This is a genomic window from Streptomyces sp. NPDC046379, assembly GCF_055587785.1.
Window position 1 is genome coordinate 251462 of sequence record NZ_JBVJFP010000005.1, and the last position, 20607, is coordinate 272068.

Annotated in this window: 18 protein-coding genes; 15 read left to right on the forward strand and 3 right to left on the reverse strand. The window is 72.5% G+C overall.

Annotated features, from left to right (window positions below):
* Positions 1 to 10: 10 nt before the first annotated feature.
* Genes ACZ6KF_RS11965 through ACZ6KF_RS11975 form a run of 3 tightly spaced genes read left to right on the forward strand, consistent with a single transcriptional unit; the run spans position 11 to position 4724 of the window.
* Positions 11 to 1237 (forward strand): nitroreductase family protein, encoded by a 1227-nt coding sequence (locus tag ACZ6KF_RS11965; protein WP_469238365.1) that lies wholly within the window; start codon positions 11 to 13, stop codon positions 1235 to 1237.
* Positions 1234 to 2973: an ABC transporter ATP-binding protein/permease gene (locus ACZ6KF_RS11970; RefSeq protein WP_469174775.1), complete on the forward strand. Its 1740-nt coding sequence runs from the start codon at positions 1234 to 1236 to the stop codon at positions 2971 to 2973. The genes ACZ6KF_RS11965 and ACZ6KF_RS11970 overlap by 4 nt, the downstream gene beginning before the upstream one ends.
* The gene (locus ACZ6KF_RS11975; protein ID WP_356628079.1) at positions 2970 to 4724 is read left to right on the forward strand and encodes an ABC transporter ATP-binding protein; all 1755 of its coding nucleotides are present in this window, start codon (positions 2970 to 2972) and stop codon (positions 4722 to 4724) included. Before ACZ6KF_RS11970 ends, ACZ6KF_RS11975 begins: the two co-directional genes overlap by 4 nt.
* Before the next feature lie 353 nt (positions 4725 to 5077).
* Here ACZ6KF_RS11975 and ACZ6KF_RS11980 read toward each other — a convergent pair whose 3' ends face one another.
* Together ACZ6KF_RS11980 and ACZ6KF_RS11985 are read right to left on the reverse strand one after the other, a co-directional pair.
* Entirely contained in the window at positions 5078 to 5581 is a 504-nt protein-coding gene (locus tag ACZ6KF_RS11980) for a Fur family transcriptional regulator (RefSeq protein ID WP_469238368.1), read from the reverse strand.
* Positions 5582 to 5947: 366 nt separating this feature from the next.
* Positions 5948 to 7141: a L,D-transpeptidase gene (locus ACZ6KF_RS11985; RefSeq protein WP_469157663.1), complete on the reverse strand. Its 1194-nt coding sequence runs from the start codon at positions 7139 to 7141 to the stop codon at positions 5948 to 5950.
* A gap of 199 nt (positions 7142 to 7340) precedes the next feature.
* On the opposite strand from ACZ6KF_RS11985, the gene ACZ6KF_RS11990 reads away from it, so the two are divergent.
* The 5 genes from ACZ6KF_RS11990 (at position 7341) to ACZ6KF_RS12010 (ending at position 13079) form a co-directional block, all read left to right on the forward strand.
* Positions 7341 to 8504, forward strand: a complete 1164-nt coding sequence (locus ACZ6KF_RS11990; RefSeq protein WP_469238434.1) for a lipid II:glycine glycyltransferase FemX — start codon at positions 7341 to 7343, stop codon at positions 8502 to 8504.
* Positions 8501 to 10174, forward strand: a complete 1674-nt coding sequence (gene murJ / locus ACZ6KF_RS11995; protein ID WP_469238370.1) for a murein biosynthesis integral membrane protein MurJ — start codon at positions 8501 to 8503, stop codon at positions 10172 to 10174. The genes ACZ6KF_RS11990 and murJ overlap by 4 nt, the downstream gene beginning before the upstream one ends.
* Before the next feature lie 78 nt (positions 10175 to 10252).
* Positions 10253 to 10936 carry a response regulator gene (locus ACZ6KF_RS12000; protein WP_469238372.1) on the forward strand — a complete coding sequence of 228 codons (684 nt, stop codon included), beginning with the start codon at positions 10253 to 10255 and terminating at the stop codon, positions 10934 to 10936.
* Positions 10933 to 12501 (forward strand): ATP-binding protein, encoded by a 1569-nt coding sequence (locus ACZ6KF_RS12005; protein WP_469238374.1) that lies wholly within the window; start codon positions 10933 to 10935, stop codon positions 12499 to 12501. Before ACZ6KF_RS12000 ends, ACZ6KF_RS12005 begins: the two co-directional genes overlap by 4 nt.
* A complete protein-coding gene (locus tag ACZ6KF_RS12010) occupies positions 12498 to 13079 on the forward strand; it encodes a hypothetical protein (protein ID WP_469238377.1) in 582 nt (193 codons plus the stop codon). The genes ACZ6KF_RS12005 and ACZ6KF_RS12010 overlap by 4 nt, the downstream gene beginning before the upstream one ends.
* A gap of 30 nt (positions 13080 to 13109) precedes the next feature.
* On the opposite strand, the gene ACZ6KF_RS12015 is transcribed toward ACZ6KF_RS12010, so the two are convergent.
* Positions 13110 to 14117, reverse strand: a complete 1008-nt coding sequence (locus ACZ6KF_RS12015) for an amino acid ABC transporter permease (protein ID WP_469174764.1) — start codon at positions 14115 to 14117, stop codon at positions 13110 to 13112.
* Between the two features lie 600 nt (positions 14118 to 14717).
* Here ACZ6KF_RS12015 and ACZ6KF_RS12020 point away from each other — a divergent pair.
* The 7 genes from ACZ6KF_RS12020 to ACZ6KF_RS12050 all read left to right on the forward strand — a co-directional run bounded on the left by ACZ6KF_RS12020 (position 14718) and on the right by ACZ6KF_RS12050 (position 20584).
* Positions 14718 to 14915 (forward strand): hypothetical protein, encoded by a 198-nt coding sequence (locus tag ACZ6KF_RS12020; protein WP_469238379.1) that lies wholly within the window; start codon positions 14718 to 14720, stop codon positions 14913 to 14915.
* Positions 14912 to 15427 (forward strand): GNAT family N-acetyltransferase, encoded by a 516-nt coding sequence (locus ACZ6KF_RS12025; protein WP_356628072.1) that lies wholly within the window; start codon positions 14912 to 14914, stop codon positions 15425 to 15427. The genes ACZ6KF_RS12020 and ACZ6KF_RS12025 overlap by 4 nt, the downstream gene beginning before the upstream one ends.
* Positions 15424 to 16380, forward strand: coding sequence for an ABC transporter substrate-binding protein (locus ACZ6KF_RS12030; protein WP_469174760.1), 957 nt, complete (start codon positions 15424 to 15426; stop codon positions 16378 to 16380). The genes ACZ6KF_RS12025 and ACZ6KF_RS12030 overlap by 4 nt, the downstream gene beginning before the upstream one ends.
* Positions 16381 to 16401: 21 nt before the next feature.
* A complete protein-coding gene (locus ACZ6KF_RS12035) occupies positions 16402 to 17433 on the forward strand; it encodes an amino acid ABC transporter permease (protein ID WP_469157656.1) in 1032 nt (343 codons plus the stop codon).
* Positions 17430 to 18194 (forward strand): amino acid ABC transporter ATP-binding protein, encoded by a 765-nt coding sequence (locus tag ACZ6KF_RS12040; RefSeq protein WP_469174758.1) that lies wholly within the window; start codon positions 17430 to 17432, stop codon positions 18192 to 18194. Before ACZ6KF_RS12035 ends, ACZ6KF_RS12040 begins: the two co-directional genes overlap by 4 nt.
* 37 nt (positions 18195 to 18231) lie before the next feature.
* Complete coding sequence (locus ACZ6KF_RS12045) at positions 18232 to 19218, forward strand: ABC transporter substrate-binding protein (protein ID WP_469238381.1); 987 nt, start codon at positions 18232 to 18234, stop codon at positions 19216 to 19218.
* A 163-nt stretch (positions 19219 to 19381) separates the two neighbouring features.
* Entirely contained in the window at positions 19382 to 20584 is a 1203-nt protein-coding gene (locus ACZ6KF_RS12050) for an LLM class flavin-dependent oxidoreductase (protein ID WP_356628069.1), read from the forward strand.
* Positions 20585 to 20607: the final 23 nt, after the last annotated feature.

Sequence of the window (20607 nt, forward strand, 5' to 3'; positions counted from 1 at the left end):
GGCCGCACCCGTGGAAGACCTCCGCAAGGACCGCCCGGTGGACCTCGTCGCCGCCCTCGCTCGCGCACGCTCTGCCGAGCCACCCGGACCCGACACACCCGCCGGAGGAGCGGTCAGGGCCTGGCCCGGACCGCCCCGCCCCCTCCCGCCGGCCGGCCCGGCCGGCCTCGACGTGGGGGCCCTGCTGCGCTACTCGCTGTCCGCGGCGGACGACTCCGGACGCCTCAGGCCCGTGTCCTCCGCCGGTGCACTGCACCCGGTGGACGCCGAACTGCACGTGGGCCCGGGCTGCTCCCTGCCGCCCGGCCACTACGGCTACGACCCGCTGCGCCACCGCGTCCACCGCCTCGGCCGGCAACCCGAGGGCACACCGCCCGGCGTGACCGCCGAACTCTCCGTCACCGCACGGCGCACGGTCTCCCACTACGGCCACCGAGCCTGGCCACTGCTGCTGCTGGACACCGGGCACGCCGCCGCGGCCCTGTTCCTCGCGGCCCGCGCGCTGGGCACCGACGCGCCCGAGGTACGGCTGGACGGTCTCGCCGAGAGCCCACTGGCCGCCGTGCACGTCCCGCCGCCCGGCGGGCGCGGCGGCCCGGCGCACCAGGAGGGCGGGCGGGGCCGGGCGCACCCGGACGGCGGCGCCCGCGTCCCGGACCCGCCGGGCGGCCCGGCCACCCCCGCCGAACTGCTGGCACGCCGCAGTACCCCACCGCCTCTGCCGGGCACGCCCTCCCAGGACGCGCTGCTGGCGGTCCTCACCGCTGCGGAACGGGCGGTCGCCGGCGCGCCGCGGAAGGTCCTCGCGACCACCGCACGGCCGGGCGACGGCGACCTGCGCTGGTGCGCCGCGGTGGGCCCGCCGCGACCCGCCTTGATGGCGCTGTCCGCCGACGGCACGACCCTGCGGCGGCACGCGGCGGGGGAGGCCCGCCCGACCCTCGCGGCCTGGGCCGCCGGCCAGGCGTGGATCGCGGACGCGGGCGCCGTCCTGCTCGCCCACGGCTGCCCCGCGGACGCCGACGCCGCGCACATCCGCCGCGCCCACCTGCGGGCCGGCTTCGCCGTCCACCTGGCCCATGTCACCGCCCTGCGCCACGGGCTGGCTGCCCGACCCGTCGGCTCGTGGCAGCAGGCGGACCTCGGCGCCGCCCTCGGCGCCGCCCCGGGCCGGGACTGGATCGTCCACGGACTGGCCCTCGGCGCCCGCCACGCCGACGAGGAGAACACCACATGATCGTCCACCCCGAGCTGCGCCGCGCCGCCAGGGCCGCCCGGCGCCCCCTGCTCGCGTCCACCTTCCTGCAGGGCGCCGTGACCCTGACCCACCTGGCGCAGGCCGCACTGCTGGCCCTCGCGCTCGCCCACCTGGCCCGCGGGGACACCGGCCGGCTTCCGTGGCTGCTGGCCGCGGTGCTCGCCGTCGTCGTCGTCCGCGCCGGGCTCGCCCTGTGGCAGCGGCGCACCGCCACCCGTGCCGGGGCCCGGGTCAGGGTGGCCCTGCGGGACGAACTCCTCGCCCACCTGGGCCGGCTGGGGCCCGCCCACCTGACCACCGCGAGGGCCGGAGCCGTCCGCACCACCCTCGTCGACGGGGTGGAGGGCGTCGACGCCTACGTCTCCCGCTACCTGCCCCAGCTGCTGATCACCCTCACCGTGCCGCCCCTGGTACTGGCCGCCCTGGCCGTGGTCGAACCGTGGGCACTTCTCGGCCTCGTCCCCGCCCTGCTGCTGGCCCTGGCCGGCCCGCGGGCCTGGGACCGGCTCCTGGCCGCCCGCGGCAAGGAGCACTGGGACACCTACGAAGGGCTCGGCGCCGATTACCTGGAGGCGCTCCAGGGCATGCCCGCCCTGCGTGCCGCCGGCGCCGTCGGGCGCACCCGCGCACGCCTGGAGGAACGGTCCGCCGCGCTGCACCGGGCGACCGTCGCCAAACTGAGGGTGTCCCTGGTCGACACCGCCATCACCGACCTCGCCATCCAGGGCGGCACCGTCGCCGCCGCGCTCGTGGCGTGCTGGTCGGCCGTCACCGGATCCACCACGGCGACCGGCACCTATCTGGTGCTGCTGCTGGCCTCCGAGTGCTTCCGGCCGGTGCGCGACCTGGCCCGCGAATGGCACGCCGGATATCTGGGCGCGTCGGCCGCGGACGGCCTCGCGGCCCTGCGCACCGCCGAGCCGGCCGTCCCCGACACGGGCGAAGCCCCCGCCCATTGGACCAACCCGCCGGAAGTGCGCTTCGACAACGTCCGGTTCACCTACGACGGCACACGGGCGCCGGCCCTCGACGGCGTCTCCTTCAGCGCGCAGGCGGGACGGACGACGGCGATCGTCGGCCCTTCCGGCGCGGGCAAATCCACACTGCTGGCCCTGCTCCTGCGCCACCACGACCCGCAGGAGGGCAGGATCACGCTCGACGGGCGCCCCACGGCCGAGTACACCCTCGACTCGCTGCGGCAGAACATCGCCGTCGTCTCGCAGGAGACGTACCTCTTCCATGCCAGCATCGCCGACAACCTGCGTCTGGCCCGGCCCGGCGCCACGGACGACGACCTGACCCGGGCGGCGCGCGTCGCCGGAGTCCATGACGAGATAGCCGCCCTCCCGGACGGCTACGCCACCGTCCTCGGTGAGCGCGGCGCCACCCTCTCGGGCGGTCAGCGCCAGCGTCTCGCCCTCGCGCGCGCCCTGCTCGCGGATGCGCCGGTGCTGGTCCTCGACGAGGCCACCAGCGCGGTCGACGAGCGCCGCGAAGCGGACATCCTCCGGGAACTGATGAACGCCGCGAGCGGCCGGACCGTCCTGGTGGTCGCCCACCGGCTGGCCGCCGTCCGGCACGCCGACCGCATCGTCGTCCTCGACGAAGGACGGGTGGACGCCGTCGGCGAGCACGCCGGCCTGGTCGCGGCCGGCGGCGTCTACGCGCGGCTCGTCGACGCCGGCCGCGCCCACCGAGGAGAACTCGCCGCATGAGCACCGCCACCACCACTGCCCCTGCCGAAGCGGACGTGCCCGCACGAGGCGCACTGCGGGCCCTCGTCCCCGCCCTCGCCGCACACCGGGCCATGACGGCACGCACCTGCGCCGCCGCCCTCCTCGAACAGGGGTCCCTCGTCGCGCTGGTGACCCTGGCCGCGCACACCGTGGGTACCGCCGTCATCGGAGGGCGAGCCCCTTCGGCCGCCACCGTCACCGCACTCGTCGCCCTGGTCGTCGCCCGCGCCGTGACGACCTGGCGGGAGATGGACCTCTCGCACGACCTGGCCTACCGGGTGCTGGCGGTACTGCGGGTACGCGTCTTCGACGGACTCGCCCGCAGCGCGCCCGCCCGCATCGCGGGCCGGCGCAGCGGCGACCTCGCCGCCACCGCCATGGCCGACGTGGAAGCGCTGGAATTCTTCTACGCCCACACCACCGCCCAATTGCTGGCGTCGGCGACGATCTTCACCGGCGGCTCCCTGGTCCTCGCAGCGGTGGAACCGTGGCTGCTGGTGGCCGTACTCCCGGTCGCGGCCCTGCTCGTCGCGGCGCCCTTCGCCGACGCGCGCGGGCGCGCGGCCCTCGGCGGCCGCACCAGGACGGCCGCGGCGAGGCTGTCGGCCGACACGGTGGAGACCGTCGACGGACTGCGCGAACTGCTCGCCTTCGGCCGGCTCGCGGAACGCCGCCGCACGCTGGCGGAGCGGGGCCGGCAGGTGGGCGACGCCCAGCGCGCCGAGGCCACCTGGGAGGCGATCGCCGCATCGGTCCGCGACCTGCTCATCGTGGCCGCCGTCCTCGGGGTGGTCACCGCGGCGGCGCAGTCCGTGACCTCCGGACGGCTGCCCGGTGCATGGGCCCCGGCGGCGATGGCCCTGGCCCTGTCCGTCCTCGGTCCGGTCGCGGAGTCGGCCCGCGCCCTGAGCCAGGCGGTGGCACTGCGCGCCGCGGCGGCCCGCGTCGGCGCGGCCGTCAAGGCTCCCGCCCTCGCCCCGCCGCCCGCGGCGCCCCGTTCCCTGCCACCCGGTCCGTTGGGCGTCCGGCTGCACGGCGTGCGGTTCGACTACGGCGGACAGCCCGTGCTGGACGGCGTCGACCTGACCGTCCCTGCGGGGCGGACACTCGCCCTGGTCGGTGTCTCGGGAGCCGGCAAGTCGACCTGCGCCCACCTGCTGGCCCGGTTCTGGGACCCCTCCCAGGGAGCGGTCCAGCTGGTGCCCGCCCACGGCGACCCCGTGGACATCCGGGAGGTGAGCGACCCCGAACTGCGGCGGGCGGTGGTCCTCGTGGGGCAGGAGACCCCCCTCTTCCACGGCACGCTCGCCGAGAACCTGCGGCTCGCCGCGCCCGAAGCGGACGACGACCTGCTCGCCACGACAGCGCGCCGGTGCGGCGTCGACCGGATCGCCGCGATGGACACCCTCGTAGGGGAACGCGGCGCAACCCTCTCGGGAGGGCAGCGGGCCCGCATCGCCCTCGCGCGCGCGCTGCTGGTCCGCCCGCGTGTCCTCGTCCTCGACGAGTCCACCGCCCACCTGGACAACACCGGCGACGCCCAGCTCGCCGCCGCGCTGCGCGAGGAGGGCCGCACCACGATCGTCATCGCCCACCGGCCGGCCACCATCCGCCGTGCCGACCGCATCGCCGTCCTGGAGCAGGGCCGCGTCACGGAAGAGGGAACCTGGGAGGACCTGACGGGCCGCCCCGACAGCGCGCTCAACCGCGTGCTCACCGCCCCCTCCTGAGCACGGGACGCCGACAAGGGCCCTCGGGCAGGGGTAGGCCGGCCCTTCCGTCGGCGGGCGATCAGTGCTGCCTTGGCGGAGGGGGCACGCGAGCGTCATGGAGGTCCGGCGTGCCGCGCGGCGCCGGTCCCGGTAGCCACCGACGGACTGGCGATCCGGAGACGGTCAACGAGACCGTCGTGACGTGCGGGCCGACGGGAAGGGAGCCGCCGAGGGCGACCGCGCTCGCGCCCTCGGCCGGGACGACCGCGAAGACCACGCTGAGCAGAGGCACAGGTACGGCGCTCCGGGCGGCCGCCGCGGCGGGTGACGGCCGGGCTGGGAACCGGCCTGCCCGTCGGGGCGGGGTTGGCTCAGGCGCGCCGGTCTCCGGGGGCCGGTGCGGTGTTCCTGGTCGAGTGGCACCGGTCGCACACGCCACTGAGTTCGAGCGTGTGCTCGACTTCGGCGAAACCCATGACCTCGGCCACCTTCTCGGCCCATCGCTCGACCGGGTCCGCCTCCACCTCCGTGCTCAGGCCGCAGTCGCGGCAGACGAGGTAGTGGCGGTGCCCGTCGGCGGGTCGCGGCCGGTAGAGCCGTTCTCCGCTCCTCTCGCGTACGACGTCGACCTGTCCGGAGCGGTCCAGGGCATGCAGGGTCCGGTACACCGTGGTCAGACCGATGGTGATGCCGTCGGCCTCCATCGCCTCGTGCAACTCCTGGGCGGAGGTGAAGCCGGCCTGCTGATGCAGGGCGCTCATGACGGCCTTCCGCTGGCGTGTCGTGCGCAACGGCGCCGGCAGCTGTGTGGTCGACGTTTCGCGCAAGGCTGCCCACCTCCCCGAGTTGACGCATATGGTAATCATTTCCATCATGGATTCAAAAGGCGGTGCGGGCTCGGCAGGCCGGGCCGGGAATGCCTGTCCACCATCGGTGGTCCCAGCGTCCTCGGGGCGTCGAGCGCCGGCGACGGGGGTCGTCCACGCCGGCGTCCGCCTCCGGGAAACGCCGCCGCGTCGGCTGTCAGGGCAGACGTAGGGGGTCGAGCCGGGAACGGGCGGCGGCCGGCCACGATGTTCGGAGGCGGGGACGCCGAGCAGGAAGCGGACGGTGCAGGAGTTCAGCCGGCGCCGACGGTGAACCGGCTGCGGACGGGCCAGGGCCGGGAACGGCCGCCGGCGCCCCTGCCGGGGTGCCGACCGGGAGGTGACGGCCGGGCGAATCGTCCGGCCGGGCGGCCGTCAGCTGAGCGCGCTCTTCGCCCGCCACTCGGCCCACGGAACGTTCCAGGCGCCGAAGCCGTTGCCCGGTGCGACGACGCCCTTGGTGTCCTTGCCCTTGATCTCGAACGGGTCGCCCGGGCGGACCTGGTCGTAGAACCAGGCGGCGTTCGCGTCGCTCATGCCGATGCATCCGGAGCTCATGTTGGCCTTGCCGAACCACCTGTCGTTCCACGGCGCGGCGTGCGCGTACATACCGGACCAGGTCAGCCGCATCGACTTGTCGACCATCTTGTCGTAGGCGTCGCCGAGCCCGACCGTCTCGGAGTTCATGTTGATCGTGCCCTCCTTGGACATCAGCACCGCCGTGCCCCGCCAGGAGCGCTTGTCGCCGCCGGGGGTCCCGCCGGAGACCGGGATCGTGCGGACCGCCTTTCCGTCCCGCTCCAGGGTGAGCTGCTTGCCGTCGAGGTCGACCTTGACGATCTGACCCGTCCCCACGGTGAAGCGGGTGGTGTAGTCACGGACGAACCAGCCGCCGTCGCCGGAGTCGGTGCCGTTCAGTTCGGCTTCGAGGGTGACCTTCGTGCCGGGCTTCCAGTACTGCCTGGGGCGCCAATCGATCCGGTCGCGGCCGGAGTGGTCCTCCAGCCAGGCCCAGGAGCCTTCGGTGCCGTTCGAGGTGGTGAGCTTCAACTGCCGTTCGACAGCCGCCTTGTCGGTGACCGGATTGTCGAAGACGAGGGAGACCGGCTGGGCGATGCCGACGGTCGTGTTCGCGCCGGGGCGCCAGTCCACCTTGTTGACCTTGTCGGCCTCGGCCGTGGTGAACGCGGACGTGGTGGTGCTCTTCGTGCCGGCCTTCGTCGTGGTCACGGCGGTGACCGTGTACGAGGCGCCGGGGACCGCCTTGCGCTTCGAGACCCACCTCGTGCCGTCGGCGGCCATCCTGCCGACGAGTTCACGGCCCTCGTCGTCGGTCACCCTGACCGACGTGAGCGTGCCGCCGGCCGCGGTGACCCGCACCGTGCCGCCGGCCCGTACACCGTCGCCCTTCGGCGCCACCGCCACCGTCGCGGGACGGTCCTTCGCGGCCCGGGCGCCGCCGCCCTCGGCGTCCTCCGCCGCATCACTCGGTCCCGCGCCGGCGGAGCAGGCGGCGAGCGGCGCCAGCAGCACCGCCACCGCCGCGATGTGCACACGTATCTGGCTCAACGGAGCCTCCGTCCATGGTGGTCGGGGTGGAATACGGCGACTCTAGGGCCGAGAACACGCAGGTGAGCGGTGATGCGGGCCATGTGACGGCGACTGCAGAGCAACGGTCATGGTCCGGTCACACAGGCCGCTCACAGCGGTCACGGACCGCTGTGAGCATCCTCTGCATTCCCACAGAGAGGCTCACACCGTGTCAGCGATGCTCGTGACGGCCGCCCCCGGCCAGGAAACGCCGCTGGGGCCCATCACCGCCGAGACCTACCGTTCGTTTCTCTCCTCCGACGCGGGCTCGCACCTGGGCGCCGGGTTCCTGCAGTGCCCGTCATGGGCGCAGGTCAAGGACGGCTGGCAGGCCCGGACGGTCGGCTGGGGGCCCGATCCGCAGGCCGGCCGGCTGTCCGGGGTCGCTCTCGTCCTGCTGCGGCAACTGCCGGGCACCCGCAAGTACTTCGCCTACCTGCCGGAGGGACCGGTCGCCGACTGGGCCGACCCGGGCATCGACGGCTGGCTCGGCCCGCTGCTGAGACATCTGCGCGCCTCGGGGGTGTTCGCCGTACGGATCGGCCCTTCGCCCGTGTACCGCCGCTGGAGCGCGGCGCGCCTCAAGGCGGCGACCGGACCGGGCCGCAGGCTCGCCGACGTGCTCGCGACCGAAGTGGACCCGCTGGGCACCACCGTCGCCGAGCGGCTGCGGGCCCGCGGCTGGAACCGGTGCGGCGGCGAGGACGACGGAGACGCGCAGCCGCGCCACGTCTTCCGCATACCGCTCACCGGACGCACGCAGGACGACCTGTGGTCCGGACTCAACCAGGAATGGCGGCGCAACGTCCGCCGGGCGCAGAGGTCGGGCGTCGAGGTGGTCGTCGGCAGCGCGGCCGACCTGCCGGAGTTCTACCGGCTGCTGCGCATCACCGAGGAGCGCGACGGGTTCCGCCTCGGACGGTCCCTGCAGTACTACGAGCGGCAGTACGCGGCCCTCAACGCCGAGGAGCCGGGCCGCATGCAGCTCTACCTGGCCCGCCACGACGGTGAGATCCTCGCCGCCCACACCATGATCCGCGTCGGCCGCCGGATCTGGTACCAGACCGGCGCCTCCGCCGACCACCGCCGCGAGGTCCGGCCCTCCAACCTGCTGCAGTGGCGCATGCTGCTCGACGCCCACGCCCTGGGCGCCGACGTCTACGACATGCGCGGGGTACCCTCCACCCTCGACCCCGGCGACCGTCCGTACGGGCTGCTGCGCTGGAAGCTCGGCACCGGGGGCGAGGTCGTCGAGACCCTGGGGGAGTGGGAGAGACCGATGGACGGCACGGCCAACCACGCGCTGTACCGCGCGTTCCAGACCTATATGGCGCGCCGATGAGCGTGATCGCCGCGGCCGGGCCGAAAGGGGAGCCGGCGTCCACGCTGCGCAGCGGCGCCATCATGGCCGCCGGGTCGGTCGTCTCCCGCGCCACCGGGTTCCTGCGGTCCGCGGTCGTCGCCGCGGCGCTCGGCGTCGGGATCGTCGCCGACGGCTACGCGGTGGGCAACTCGGTTCCGACCATCGTCTACATCCTGCTGCTCGGCGGGGCGCTCAACGCCGTCTTCGTGCCGGAACTGGTCAGGGCCGCCAAAGACCACGCGGACGGGGGTGCGGCCTACACCGACCGGCTGCTGACGGTGTGCGTGCCGGCACTGCTCGTGCTGACGGGGGCAGCGGTGTGGGCGGCGCCGGCGATCGTCGGGTTCTATTCGGACTACCCGCCGCACCAGCACGCGACGACGGTCGCGTTCGCCCGGTACTGCCTGCCCCAGATCTTCTTCCTCGGCCTGTTCACGCTGCTGGGGCAGGTGCTCAACGCGCGGGGCCGCTTCGGCGCGATGATGTGGACGCCGGCCCTGAACAACGTCGTGGTCATAGCGGTGTTCGGCCTCTATCTGGCGACCGGCGCGGGCGGGACGCTCACCGCGGGGGAGCGGGCACTGCTCGGGTGGGGCACCACGGCCGGCATCGTCGCCCAGGCGCTCGCGCTGCTGCCGTCGCTGCGGGCCGCCGGTTTCCGCTACCGGCCCCGGTTCGACTGGCGCGGCAGCGGTCTGACCCGTCCGCTGCGCTCCGCGGGCTGGCTGGTGCTGCTGGTGCTCAGCAACCAGGCCGTCTACTGGGTCACCACCAGGCTCGCGACCTCCGCCGGCGCCCGCGCCGCCGCCGAGCACATCGAGGGAGCGGGCTTCAGCGCCTACAACAACGCCTACACACTGTGGATGGTGCCGCACGGCATCGTCACGGTCTCCCTGGTGACGGCTCTGATGCCGCGGATGAGCCGGTCGGCGGCCGACGGCGACACGGCGGCGGTCCGCCGGGACACGGGGTACGCGCTGCGCACGAGCGGAGCCGTCATCGTGCCCGCCTCGTGCGCGCTGTTCGCCCTGGCGCACCCGGCGACGGCGCTGGTCTTCCAGCACGGCAGGACCGGCCCGGAGGACGTCGCCGTGCTCGCGGGCGTCCTGATGGCCTTCGCCCCCGGACTGATCGCCTTTTCCGGCCAGTACGTGCTGTCCCGCTCCTTCTACGCGCTGTCCGACACGCGCACCCCCTTCCTGCTGAACCTGGTGATCGCCGGCCTCAACGCGGGCCTGTCGTGGACGGCGTACCAACTGCTGCCGGCGCGCTGGGCCGTGACCGGCATGGCGGGGGCCTACTCACTGGCGCTGTTCGCCGGCTGGGCCGTCACCGCCCTGGTGCTGCATCGCCGGCTGACGCCCCGCAACGCCGACGCGGGCCCGCCGACCGCCCGTCGGCACAGTCCTCGGCCGTGGCGTTCCGCCACCGTCGCCTCCCAGGCCAGACTGCTTGCCGCGGCCGCGCCCGCCACCCTGCTCGGCCTCGGCGCCGCCCGCTGGTCGCTTTCCGCCGGGCCGGCCGTCGCCGCCGGAGCAGGCGTACTGGTGATCGTTGCCGTCTTCGCCGTGCTCGCCCGTCCCCTGCGCCTCGCCGAGGTCGACGCCCTCGTCACCGGCGCGACCGCCAGGCTCCGCCGCAGGTCGTGAGATTCCCGGAACCGTGAGGGCCTCCGACACCGTGATCCTTCCCGAACGCCCGTTTCCGACCCCAGGGATACCCCGCACATGCCCCGCGTGCTCCTGATCGAAGACGACCCCTCCGTGCGCGAGGGCGTCGAGCTGGGACTGCGCCGCCGCGGCCACGAGGTCCGCACGGCCGCCACCGGAGAGGCCGGCCTGGCCGCACTCCGTGAGTTCCAGCCCGACCTGCTCCTGCTGGACCTGATGCTGCCCGGCATGAACGGGGTCCAGGTCTGCCGACGGGTACGGGAGGACAGCCAGCTGCCCATCATCATGCTCACTGCCCGCGGCGACGACTTCGACGTCGTCATCGGTCTCGAGGCCGGCGCCGACGACTACATCGTCAAGCCGGCCCGCACCGAGGTGATCGATGCCCGCATCCGGGCCGTGCTGCGCAGGATGGAGGTCCCGGGCAGTGGCCGGCCCGCCGTCGAGTTCCACGGAGACCTCGCCGTGGACCGCGCCGGCCTCACCGTCGCCAAGTCCGGTGAACGCCTCGCCCTGGCCCCTTCCGAGATGAAGCTGCTGCTCCACCTGACCGCGGCGCCGGAGCAGGTGTTCAGCCGGCAGCAACTGCTCGAGCACGTCTGGGAGCACAGCTACCACGGCGACGCCCGCCTCGTCGACGCCTGTGTCCGCAGGCTGCGTAACAAGATCGAGGACATCCCCGGCAGCCCTCGCTACATACAGACCCTGCGGGGCTTCGGCTACCGTTTCGGACCCCTGTGACCGCCGCCCGCACCCGCCTGCGCCGGATCGCCCCCTTCGGGCTGCGCACGCGACTCGTCCTGGCGTTCCTGCTGGTCGCCGCCGTCAGCGCGGGGACGACCGCGGCCCTGACCTACCGCGAGGCGCGCAGCGCCGTCCTCGTCAGCGCCCAGGACACCGCGGTCGCCTCCTTCCGCGAACAGGTGGGGACGCTCGCGCCCTCGTTGCCCGTCGATCCGGAGGTGCTGCGCGAACTGCTGTACGTCATCGCGAGCAAGGCGAAGCCGCAACCGTGGATCGTCTTCGCCGAGTACGGCTCGCTGAGGGTCTCCTCGGGCACCAGCCCCACCTCCTCCGTCATCACGCCCGAACTGCGCCGCACCGCCCTGACGACGTCGCACAGCAGCTTCGAAAGGGTGGTGAAGGACGGTGTCCCTTACCTCACGATCGCGGTACCCGTCCTGACGAGGACCGGCGCGAGCGGCAGTATGCCCACCGGGCTGGTCCTCTTCGCCGTGATGCGGATGAGCAACGAGCAGGCCAGTGTCGGCGCCCTGGTCACCGCCGCCCGCGACGGCGCCCTGCCCGGTCTCGCCATCGCCCTCGTGCCCGCGCTGATCGCCGCGCGCAGCGTGCTGCGTCCGGTCCGCGAACTGCGCAAGGCCGCCCGCTCCATGGGCAGCGGCCGCCTCGACGCCCGGATCAAGGTTTCCGGTAGGGATGAACTGGCCGATCTGGCCCGCACGTTCAACGAGTCGGCGGCGGAGCTGGAGAGGTCGGTCGACGAACTGCAGCATGCCGAGGCCCGTGCCCGCCGGTTCGCCTCCGACGTCTCGCACGAACTGCGCACCCCGCTCGCCGGGATGCTCGCCGTCACCGAGGTCCTCGACGAGGACGCGGACGGCCTCGACCCGGACACTGCGCGGGCCGTACGGCTGATCAGCGCGGAAACCGGCAAGCTGGCGGTGCTGGTGGAGGACCTGATGGAGATCTCGCGCTTCGACGCCCGCGCGGCCGAGCTGAACACCGACGAGGTCGACGCCGCGGAGACGATCCGCAAGACCCTCCTGCACCGGCACTGGAAGGACCGCGTGCGCACCGAGCTGCCCGATGGAATCCGGGCCCGTCTGGACCCGCGCCGGTTCGACGTCGTCATCGCCAACCTCGTCGGCAACGCCCTGCGGCACGGGAGCGAACCGGTCACCGTGCGCCTGGGCAGCAAGACGGCCGCCGACGGGACCGGCCTGCTGGTCGTCGAGATCGCCGACAGCGGGCCGGGCATACGGCCGGACGTGCTGCCCCATGTCTTCGACCGCTTCTACAAGGCCGACGCGGCCCGTACCCGGTCGGCGGGCAGCGGTCTCGGCCTCGCGATCACACAGGAGAACGTCCGGCTGCACGGCGGCACCGTGCGCGCCGGGAACGGACCGGGAGGCGGCGCCGTCTTCACGGTCGAGATCCCGCTCGGCGGGCCCAGCGGCACCGAACGGTCCGGCACGGACGACGGTGCACAGGGATCCGGCACGGAGGCGGCGACGGCGCGAACGGGTCACGCGTCCGGCGCCACGAAGGGGGCCACGGCATGAGGGCACGCCTGCGTGCGGCCGCCGCGCTCACGGCGCTGCTCCCGCTCACCGCGTGCGGCATCCAGGAGACGGACGTCATCGGGGCGGGCGGTGGCGCTACGGTCGACGTGCTTCCCGCCCGTGAGGTCAGGATGCTCTTGTTCTTCCTCTCCCCGGACGGTCTGCTGATGCCGTCGTCCCGCATCGTCGCCGGCGGCGGATTCGAAGGTGGACGGCAAGGGCCCGACAGCGCGGAGGAGATCGCCCCGCCCTCCACCGAAGAGACGGTCGCCGCGCTGCTGAGCGGGCCGACCCCGCCGGAGAGGCGCGCGGGGATGGGCAACGAGCCGTCGCTGCCCGACCCGAGCACCCGGGTGGGCATCACGGCATCCGGCGGCAGGGTGCAACTCGACCTGGCAGCGCCTCTCGACGGGCTCACCGAACGCGCCGAAGGGCAGCTCGTCTGCACGGTGGCGTACGCGGAGAGCGCCGCCGGCAGTGTGCCGGTGACGCTGCGGGGCACGGACGGCACACATGCCCCTGCCCGGTGCGACCTCCCGGAGGGGGAACCGGCGAACACCGGGACGGCCCCGCGCTGAAGTCACCGGGACGGCCGTGGAGGAGGCCGCTCATCGATCACCGCCGACCGCGGGGCGGGCATCGGCGGCCGTCGCCGCACTCAGCCGGGTGCGCACGGCGGAGAGCTGACCGCGCAGCCGTTGCAGTGGCGTGGGCGGCAGCGCGCGGGAGTCGCCGCGCGCGTAGTACCGCTCGACGTAGTACTGACCTGCGCTGAGTACGCTGGTGACCGCGATGTACCAGAGCGTGGCGACCATCAGCAGCGGGATGACCTGGTAGGTCTGGTTGTAGATCAGCTGCACCGAGTACAGCAGGTCGTGCACGGCCAGCACGCTGACGATGCTGGTGCCCTTGAGGGTGCCGATCAGCATGTTCCCGGCGGTCGGCACGATGGAGCGCATCGCTTGCGGGATGACGATCCGGTGCAGGGTGCGGCGTCTGCTCAGGCCGAGCGCCTGGGCGGCTTCGTTCTGGCCGGAGTCGACGGACAGGATGCCGCCGCGCACCACCTCGGCGGCGTAGGCGGTCTCGTGCAGGGTCAGCCCGATGACGGCGGTGAGGGTGGGGCCGAGCAGGTTGACCGTTTTGACGGTGACGAACTCCGGGCCGAACGGGATGCCGAGGCCGAGTGTCGGGTACAGAGCGCCGATGTTGAACCAGAACAGCAGCTGCACCAGCAGTGGTGTGGAGCGGAAGATCCAAACGTAGCCCCAGCCCAGCGTGCGCAGCACCGGGTTGGCCGACAGCCGCATCACAGCAAGCACCGTGCCGAACAGAAAGCCCAGCACCATCACCGCACCGGTCAGCCATAGCGTGAGCAGCAGCCCGTCGAGCACGGCGGCGGTGGTGAAGTACCGGCCCACCACGCCCCATTGGAAGGCGTCGTTGCGGGCGACGGAATTGAGCACCAGCACGAAGACGAGCAGTGCCGCGGCGGCGGTCGCCCAGCGTCCGACGTGCCGGCGCGGCACGATGCGCGGCAGGTCGGGGCGCGGGCCGCCGGCTCGCTGTGAGGGCTTCGTGGCAGGGGCTGGTGTGACATCGGAAGGCGTGACCATCGGGAGGCGCTCCGGGGGGAGGGAATGGCTGGCGTGGGTGACCACCCGGTGGCACTCGCAGGGGAGCGCGACGGCATGGGCGCCACGCGGTACGGTGCGGCCGGGGCCTGGGGCGTCGTCACATTCGCCGCGTCCCTCAACGCGGCCGGAAGGGCTGCCGCGCGGGGCGGAGCCGATCTGTCGTCGATCGTATGCGCCCACAGCACAGAGGTGTCAACAACGCGTGGCACAGACAGGGCGAGACGATGTCCGGCATCCGGGCGCTGCTTGACGAACAGCAGGATGTGCTGCTCAATTGGCCGCATGACTGCCCAGCAGCGCTTGGTCTCGCGCCACCACATCGACTTCGGTCGGGTGTGGTCCGCAGCGTGTTGCGTCTGACTCGGCAGCGGGCCGCCTGACCGGCCCTTCCCTCCCTCGGTGATTCCGTCGCGGGCCTGGTTCCGCCCTCGCGCACGCTGCCGAAGCTCCGCCTCTTTCGACGCCCGGCGTCGTCACACCCGTATCGACCCATCTTTCTGACGGTCACCGTCCGCGACTTCCGCGCCCGGCAGCTCAGTCGTGCCCGCGTGCCGTCGCGTCTCCAGAAAGGCCATGCCCATGCCCGTGCCGTTCCTCGGTATCGCCGCGACCAACGACGGCTGCGCAACCATGTCGCGCTCCGGCACCACCTTCGACCTGCTGGGCGACGTCGACTTCGGCCGGCACATCGTTCCTCTCGTCCGCGAGGAGATCCCCGAACGCGACGCCGAGCGGACCGCACGCGAGGCACGGACTCCGGCGGTGGTGAACGCATGACCTCCGCCGTGGAAGCGACGGTCGTTCCGGTCTCGGTGGGCGACCCGCGCGTGAGGCCCCTGCTGCGCGAACTCGGCCACGAGTACTCCACGCGCTACGGCAAGGACGCCCACGCCGAGATCTCCCGCTACCCCGACGAGGAATTCACCCCGCCCCACGGAGGCGTTCTCCTCCTGCTGCTGGAGGGCGGGGAGCCCGTCGCGGGCGGCGCCTTCCGCCGTTACGACGCGACCACCGCCGAACTGAAGCGGATCTGGACCCATTCCGCCCACCGCCGCCGCGGCCTCGCCCGCCGCGTGATCGCCGAGCTGGAGCGCGAGGCGAGTGCCCGCGGCTACCGGCGGATCTACCTGACCACCGGCCCACGCCAACCGGAGGCCCGCGGCCTGTACCTGGCCACCGGCTACACGCCGCTCTTCGACACCGAGGCCGACCCGGAATCCATCGGCCCGCTGCCCTTCGAGAAGCACCTCGCCCTCCGGGAACGCACGGGAAAGGCCCCCGACCAGTGAACATCCGCACCCTGACGACTCGTCTGCACAGCGCCGCCGTCCTCGCCCTGCTTCCCCTGCTGGCGCTGATCGCCTGCGGCTCGGGTGACACCGGCGGCACGGCGACGGTGGGCGCTCAGGCCTCTCCCGCGCCGACCGACGACCCGGTAGCCGCCGTACGCAAGGTGGACTCCGTCGCCGCCCTGCTGCCGGCCGACGTCCGCACGTCGGGCACGCTGAGGGTCGGAAGCTCGATCGGGTTCCCGCCGGGCGCGTACTACCCGAACGGCACGGACAAGGCGCCCGCGGGGCAGGACATCGACCTCGCCGACGCGGTGGCCAAGGTCCTCGGCGTCAAGCTGGAGCGGCAGGACGCGTCCTTCGAGACGATCCTGCCCGCCCTCGGCAGTGGCAAGTACGACTTCGGCACCGGCAACTTCGGCGTCACCAGCGAGCGCCTGAAGACCATCGACTTCGTCACCTACATCAACGACGGCCAGGGCTTCGCGGTGAAGAAGGGCAACACCGAGCTCACGTCGAAGGTCACCGACCTCACCCGGCTGTGCGGGCTGACCATCGGCACCGGTGCCGGCACCACCTTCGAGGCGACCCTCACCGCACAGAAGGGGGTGTGCGCCGAGGCGGGCAAGAAGCCGTACGACGTGAAGGTCTACTCGGAGAACGCGGCGACGCTCACCGCGCTGCAGCAGGGCCGTATCGACGTGATCATGTCGACGATCAACGGCCTGCGCCACCAGGCGGCACAACCCGCCTCGCAGACGAGTTTCCTCGGCGAGTACCACCGCCTCGACGTCGGTTTCGCCTTCAAGAAGGGCTCCCCGCTCACCAAGGCGTTCCAGGCGGCCGTCAACGAGCTCATCAAGGACGGCACATACGCCCGGATCCTCAAGAAGTGGGGCACCTCCGCCTCCGCGATCGAGAGATCGCGAATCAACCCGCCCGAGCACACGTAAGAGCTGAGCAGGAACATCACGATGGCATCCACCACCGACGCCGCGCCGCCCGGCGCGGCCTCCCCGGGCACCCGCCCCCAAGCCCCACCCGCTTCGGACGACCCCGCCTCCCTCAAGGTCGTACCCGCCCGCCACTACGGCCGGTGGGCGGCGGCCGTCGCCGTGGTCGTGCTGGTCGCCCAGTTCGTGCACGGACTGGCCACCAACCCCGTCTGGGAGTGGAACGTCTTCCGCGACTACGTCCTGTCCGAGACGATCGTCCAGGCAGTGTGGGTCACCCTCCAGCTCACCGCCTACGCCACCGTTCTGGGCTTCCTCCTCGGCACCGTGCTGGCCTTCATGCGGCTGTCGCGCAGCCCGGTGCTGCAGACCGTCGCCTGGACATACGTCTGGGTCTTCCGGTCGATCCCGATGATCGTCCAGCTGGTGTTCTGGTTCAACCTCAGCGCGCTCTACGAGGAACTGGGGGTCGGCATCCCCTTCGGCCCGGTGTTCTGGTCCGTCGACAGCAACAGCCTCATCGGCACCATCGGCGCCGCGATCATCGGGCTGACGCTGCATCAGGCCGCCTACGCCGCCGAGATCGTCCGCGGCGGCGTCATCTCGGTCGACAACGGGCAGCTGGAGGCAGCCGCCGCCCTGGGCATACCCCGGCTGCGGCAGATCCGCCGGATCGTGCTGCCGCAGGCCATGCGCGCCATCCTGCCCACGGCCGGCAACGAGATCATCGGCCTGCTCAAGGGCACCTCGGTGGTCTACGTCATGTCCATCGGCGAGCTGTTCTACCAGGTGCAGGTCATCTACGGCCGCAACGGCCGCGTGGTCCCGCTGCTGCTGGTCGCCACCGCCTGGTACGTCGTCCTCACCTCCTTGCTGTCGGTCGCCCAGTACTACGTGGAGCGCCGCTACGCCCGAGGCGCCAACCGCACCCCGCCGCCCACCCCGCTCCAGCGCGCCCGGCGCCTTCTGCTCACCCTGCGCGCGGCGGCGGCCCAGCGCAGCCGGCCTGTCGTACCTCTGACGACCCCTGGACCCCTGGGAGACAGCCGATGAGTCAGGTGATGGTGGACGTCCACGGCGTCCACAAGAGCTTCGGCCCGCTGGAGGTGCTGCGCGGCGTGGACCTCAAGGTCCGCACCGGCGAGGTCACCGTGATCCTCGGCCCGTCCGGCTCCGGCAAGTCCACACTGCTGCGCACCATCAACCACCTGGAGAAGGTCGACAGCGGCTGGATCAGCATCGACGGCGAGCTCATCGGCTACCGCCGCGCCGGGAGCAGGCTGCACGAGCTGAAGGAGAAGCATGTTCTGAAACAGCGCACCCACATCGGGTTCGTCTTCCAGAACTTCAATCTCTTCCCGCATCTGACCGTGCTGGAGAACCTCGTCGAGGCCCCGGTCTCGGCGTTGCGCCGCCCGCGCAAGGAGGCGGAGGAGACGGCCCGCCGGCTCCTCGACCGGGTCGGGCTCACCGACAAGGCCGACGCCTACCCGCGCCAGCTCTCCGGCGGCCAGCAGCAGCGCGTCGCCATCGCCCGCGCGCTCGCCCTCGAACCGAAGGTGCTGCTCTTCGACGAGCCCACCTCGGCGCTGGACCCGGAACTCGTCGGTGAAGTCCTCGACGTCATCAAGGACTTGGCCGGGACCGGCACCACCATGATCGTCGTGACCCATGAGATCGGCTTCGCCCGCGAGGTCGCCGACACCGTGGTGTTCATGGACGGCGGAGTCGTCGTGGAACAGGGGCCGCCCGCGGCGGTCCTGGACAACCCGCACCACGAGCGCACCCGCGCCTTCCTCTCCAAGGTCCTCTGACCGCCCCTCACCCATTCCGCACGCAAGGAGAACGACCGTGTCCACCACCCTCGCCCGCCGCCGCACCACCGCAGCCGCGCTCGGACTCACCACCGTCCTCGTCCTCGCCGCCTGCAGCAACCCCACCGACGGCGGCACCACCGAGGTCGCGGACACGTCGGGCGCCAAGACGAAGATCAACCTCAGCGCCGACCAGAACCGCATCACCACCGCCAAGGTCGACTCCATAGCCGCCGAGGTCCCGGAAAGGATCCGCAAGAGAGGCACCCTGGAACTGGTCGCCTCGTCCGGCTCCGCCGCGCCGCTGACCTTCTACGCCACCGACAACAAGACCGTCATCGGCGTCGAGCCGGACATCGCCCACCTGGTCGCCGACGTCCTCGGCCTCGAGCCGCACATCAACTCCGTCTCCTGGGAGAACATCTTCGTCGGCCTCGACAGCGCCAAGTACGACGTCGGCTTCACCAACATCACCGTCACCGAGGAACGCAAGGAGAAGTACGACTTCGCCACCTACCGCGAGGACAACCTCGCCTTCGAGGCGAAGAAGGGCAGCGGCCTGAAGGTCACCGGCCCCGAGGACGTGGCGGGCAGGACGGTCGCCGTGAGCAGCGGCACCAACCAGGAGAAGCTGCTCATCGAGTGGAGCAAGGAGAACGAGAAGGCCGGCCGGAAGCCGGTGGACATCAAGTACTACCAGAACGACAGCGACACCTACCTCGCCCTCCAGTCCGGCCGCATCGACCTGTACCTCGGCCCCAACCCGACCGCCGCCCACCACGCGGCCACCACCGGCAGGACCGAGGTCGTCGGCACCTACTCCGGCGCCGGCGCCACCCTCCAGGGCCTCATCGCCGCAACCACCAAGAAGGACAGCGGCCTGGTCGAGCCGCTCGCCGACGCACTCGACCACATCATCGACAACGGGACCTACGCGAAGGTGCTGGAGCGCTGGGGTCTGTCCGACGAGGCCGTGACCAAGTCGGAGATCAACCCGCCCGGCCTGCCCAGGACCAGCAAGTAGCCGGTCCAGGGCGCGAAGACGCACGGGCTCCGCGAACTCAACCGTCCTCGTGCGCAACACGACTGCCCCGGGCCGCCTTCGACCTCAAGAAGGCCGCAGACTGGCCCAGCTCCGCGCGAGGGCCGGTGTTCTCGTCACCAACTTCCAGGAAGGCACCTCCGCCGTGTCCTCAAGACCTACTTCACTGCTGCACCTTGCGGTCGCCCTGGACGGCACCGGCTGGCATCCCGCCTCCTGGCGCGAGCCGGTGGCCCGCCCCCGGGACCTGTTCACCGCCGCGTACTGGGCGGACCTGGTCGCGGAGGCCGAGCGCGGGCTGCTCGACTTCGTGACCATCGAGGACGGCCTCGGCCTCCAGTCGTCCCACTTCCTGGACCCGGACGACCGCACCGACCAGGTGCGCGGTCGTCTGGACGCCGTCCTCATCGCCTCCCGCGTGGCACCGCTGACCCGGCACATAGGTTTGGTGCCGACGGTGGTCGCCACCCACACGGAGCCGTTCCACATCTCCAAGGCGATCGCCACCCTCGACCACGTCAGCACCGGCCGCGCCGGCGTGCGGGTGCAGATCACCGCCCGCCCGAACGAGGCCGCGCACTTCGGCCGCCGTACGATCCCGCGTATCGAGGCCTACGACCACCCGGACACACGGGAGTTGGTCGCCGATCTCTTCGACGAGGCCGCCGACTACGTGGAGGTGGTGCGCCGCCTGTGGGACAGCTGGGAGGACGACGCCGAGATCCGGGACGCCGCCACCGGCCGCTTCATCGACGCCGACAAGCTGCACTACATCGACTTCGAGGGCGGGCACTTCAGCGTCAAGGGCCCCTCCATCACACCCCGCCCGCCGCAGGGCCAGCCGATCGTCAGCGCGCTCGCCCACGACACCGTTCCGTACCGGCTCGTGGCCCGCGCCGCCGACATCGGCTACGTCACGCCGTACGACGCCGACGAGGCCCGCGCGATCGTGGCTCGGATCCATGCCGAGCAGAACGCGTCCGGGAGGGCTGCCGACCCGCTGCACGTCTTCGGCGACCTGGTGGTCCTCCTCGACGACGACCCGGGCGCCGCGCGGGCACGCCGGGATCGGCTCGACGCGCTCGCGGGACGGCCGTACACGAGCGACGCCCCGGTCTTCACCGGAACACCGGTCCAACTGGCCGACCTCCTGCAGGAGTGGCACGGTGCCGGCCTGTCCGGTTTCCGGCTGCGCCCCGCCGTCGCCGGGCACGACCTCCCGGCGATCACCCGGGCGCTGGTCCCCGAACTCCAGCGGCGGGGCGTGTTCCGCCGCGCCTACGAGGCCGGCACCCTGCGCGGCCTGCTGGGTCTCGCCCGCCCCGCCAACCGTTACGCGGCAGCCTGAGCCGTCGGAAGGAAACCGCACAG

Coding starts and splice junctions, on each gene's coding strand:
- ACZ6KF_RS11970 (WP_469174775.1), top strand. CDS start 1,234: ATGATCGTCCACCCCGAGCTGCGCCGCGCCGCCAGGGCCGCCCGGCGC.
- ACZ6KF_RS11975 (WP_356628079.1), top strand. CDS start 2,970: ATGAGCACCGCCACCACCACTGCCCCTGCCGAAGCGGACGTGCCCGCA.
- ACZ6KF_RS11980 (WP_469238368.1), bottom strand. CDS start 5,581: ATGATGGAAATGATTACCATATGCGTCAACTCGGGGAGGTGGGCAGCC.
- ACZ6KF_RS11990 (WP_469238434.1), top strand. CDS start 7,341: ATGCTCGTGACGGCCGCCCCCGGCCAGGAAACGCCGCTGGGGCCCATC.
- murJ (WP_469238370.1), top strand. CDS start 8,501: ATGAGCGTGATCGCCGCGGCCGGGCCGAAAGGGGAGCCGGCGTCCACG.
- ACZ6KF_RS12000 (WP_469238372.1), top strand. CDS start 10,253: ATGCCCCGCGTGCTCCTGATCGAAGACGACCCCTCCGTGCGCGAGGGC.
- ACZ6KF_RS12010 (WP_469238377.1), top strand. CDS start 12,498: ATGAGGGCACGCCTGCGTGCGGCCGCCGCGCTCACGGCGCTGCTCCCG.
- ACZ6KF_RS12015 (WP_469174764.1), bottom strand. CDS start 14,117: ATGGTCACGCCTTCCGATGTCACACCAGCCCCTGCCACGAAGCCCTCA.
- ACZ6KF_RS12020 (WP_469238379.1), top strand. CDS start 14,718: ATGCCCGTGCCGTTCCTCGGTATCGCCGCGACCAACGACGGCTGCGCA.
- ACZ6KF_RS12025 (WP_356628072.1), top strand. CDS start 14,912: ATGACCTCCGCCGTGGAAGCGACGGTCGTTCCGGTCTCGGTGGGCGAC.
- ACZ6KF_RS12035 (WP_469157656.1), top strand. CDS start 16,402: ATGGCATCCACCACCGACGCCGCGCCGCCCGGCGCGGCCTCCCCGGGC.
- ACZ6KF_RS12040 (WP_469174758.1), top strand. CDS start 17,430: ATGAGTCAGGTGATGGTGGACGTCCACGGCGTCCACAAGAGCTTCGGC.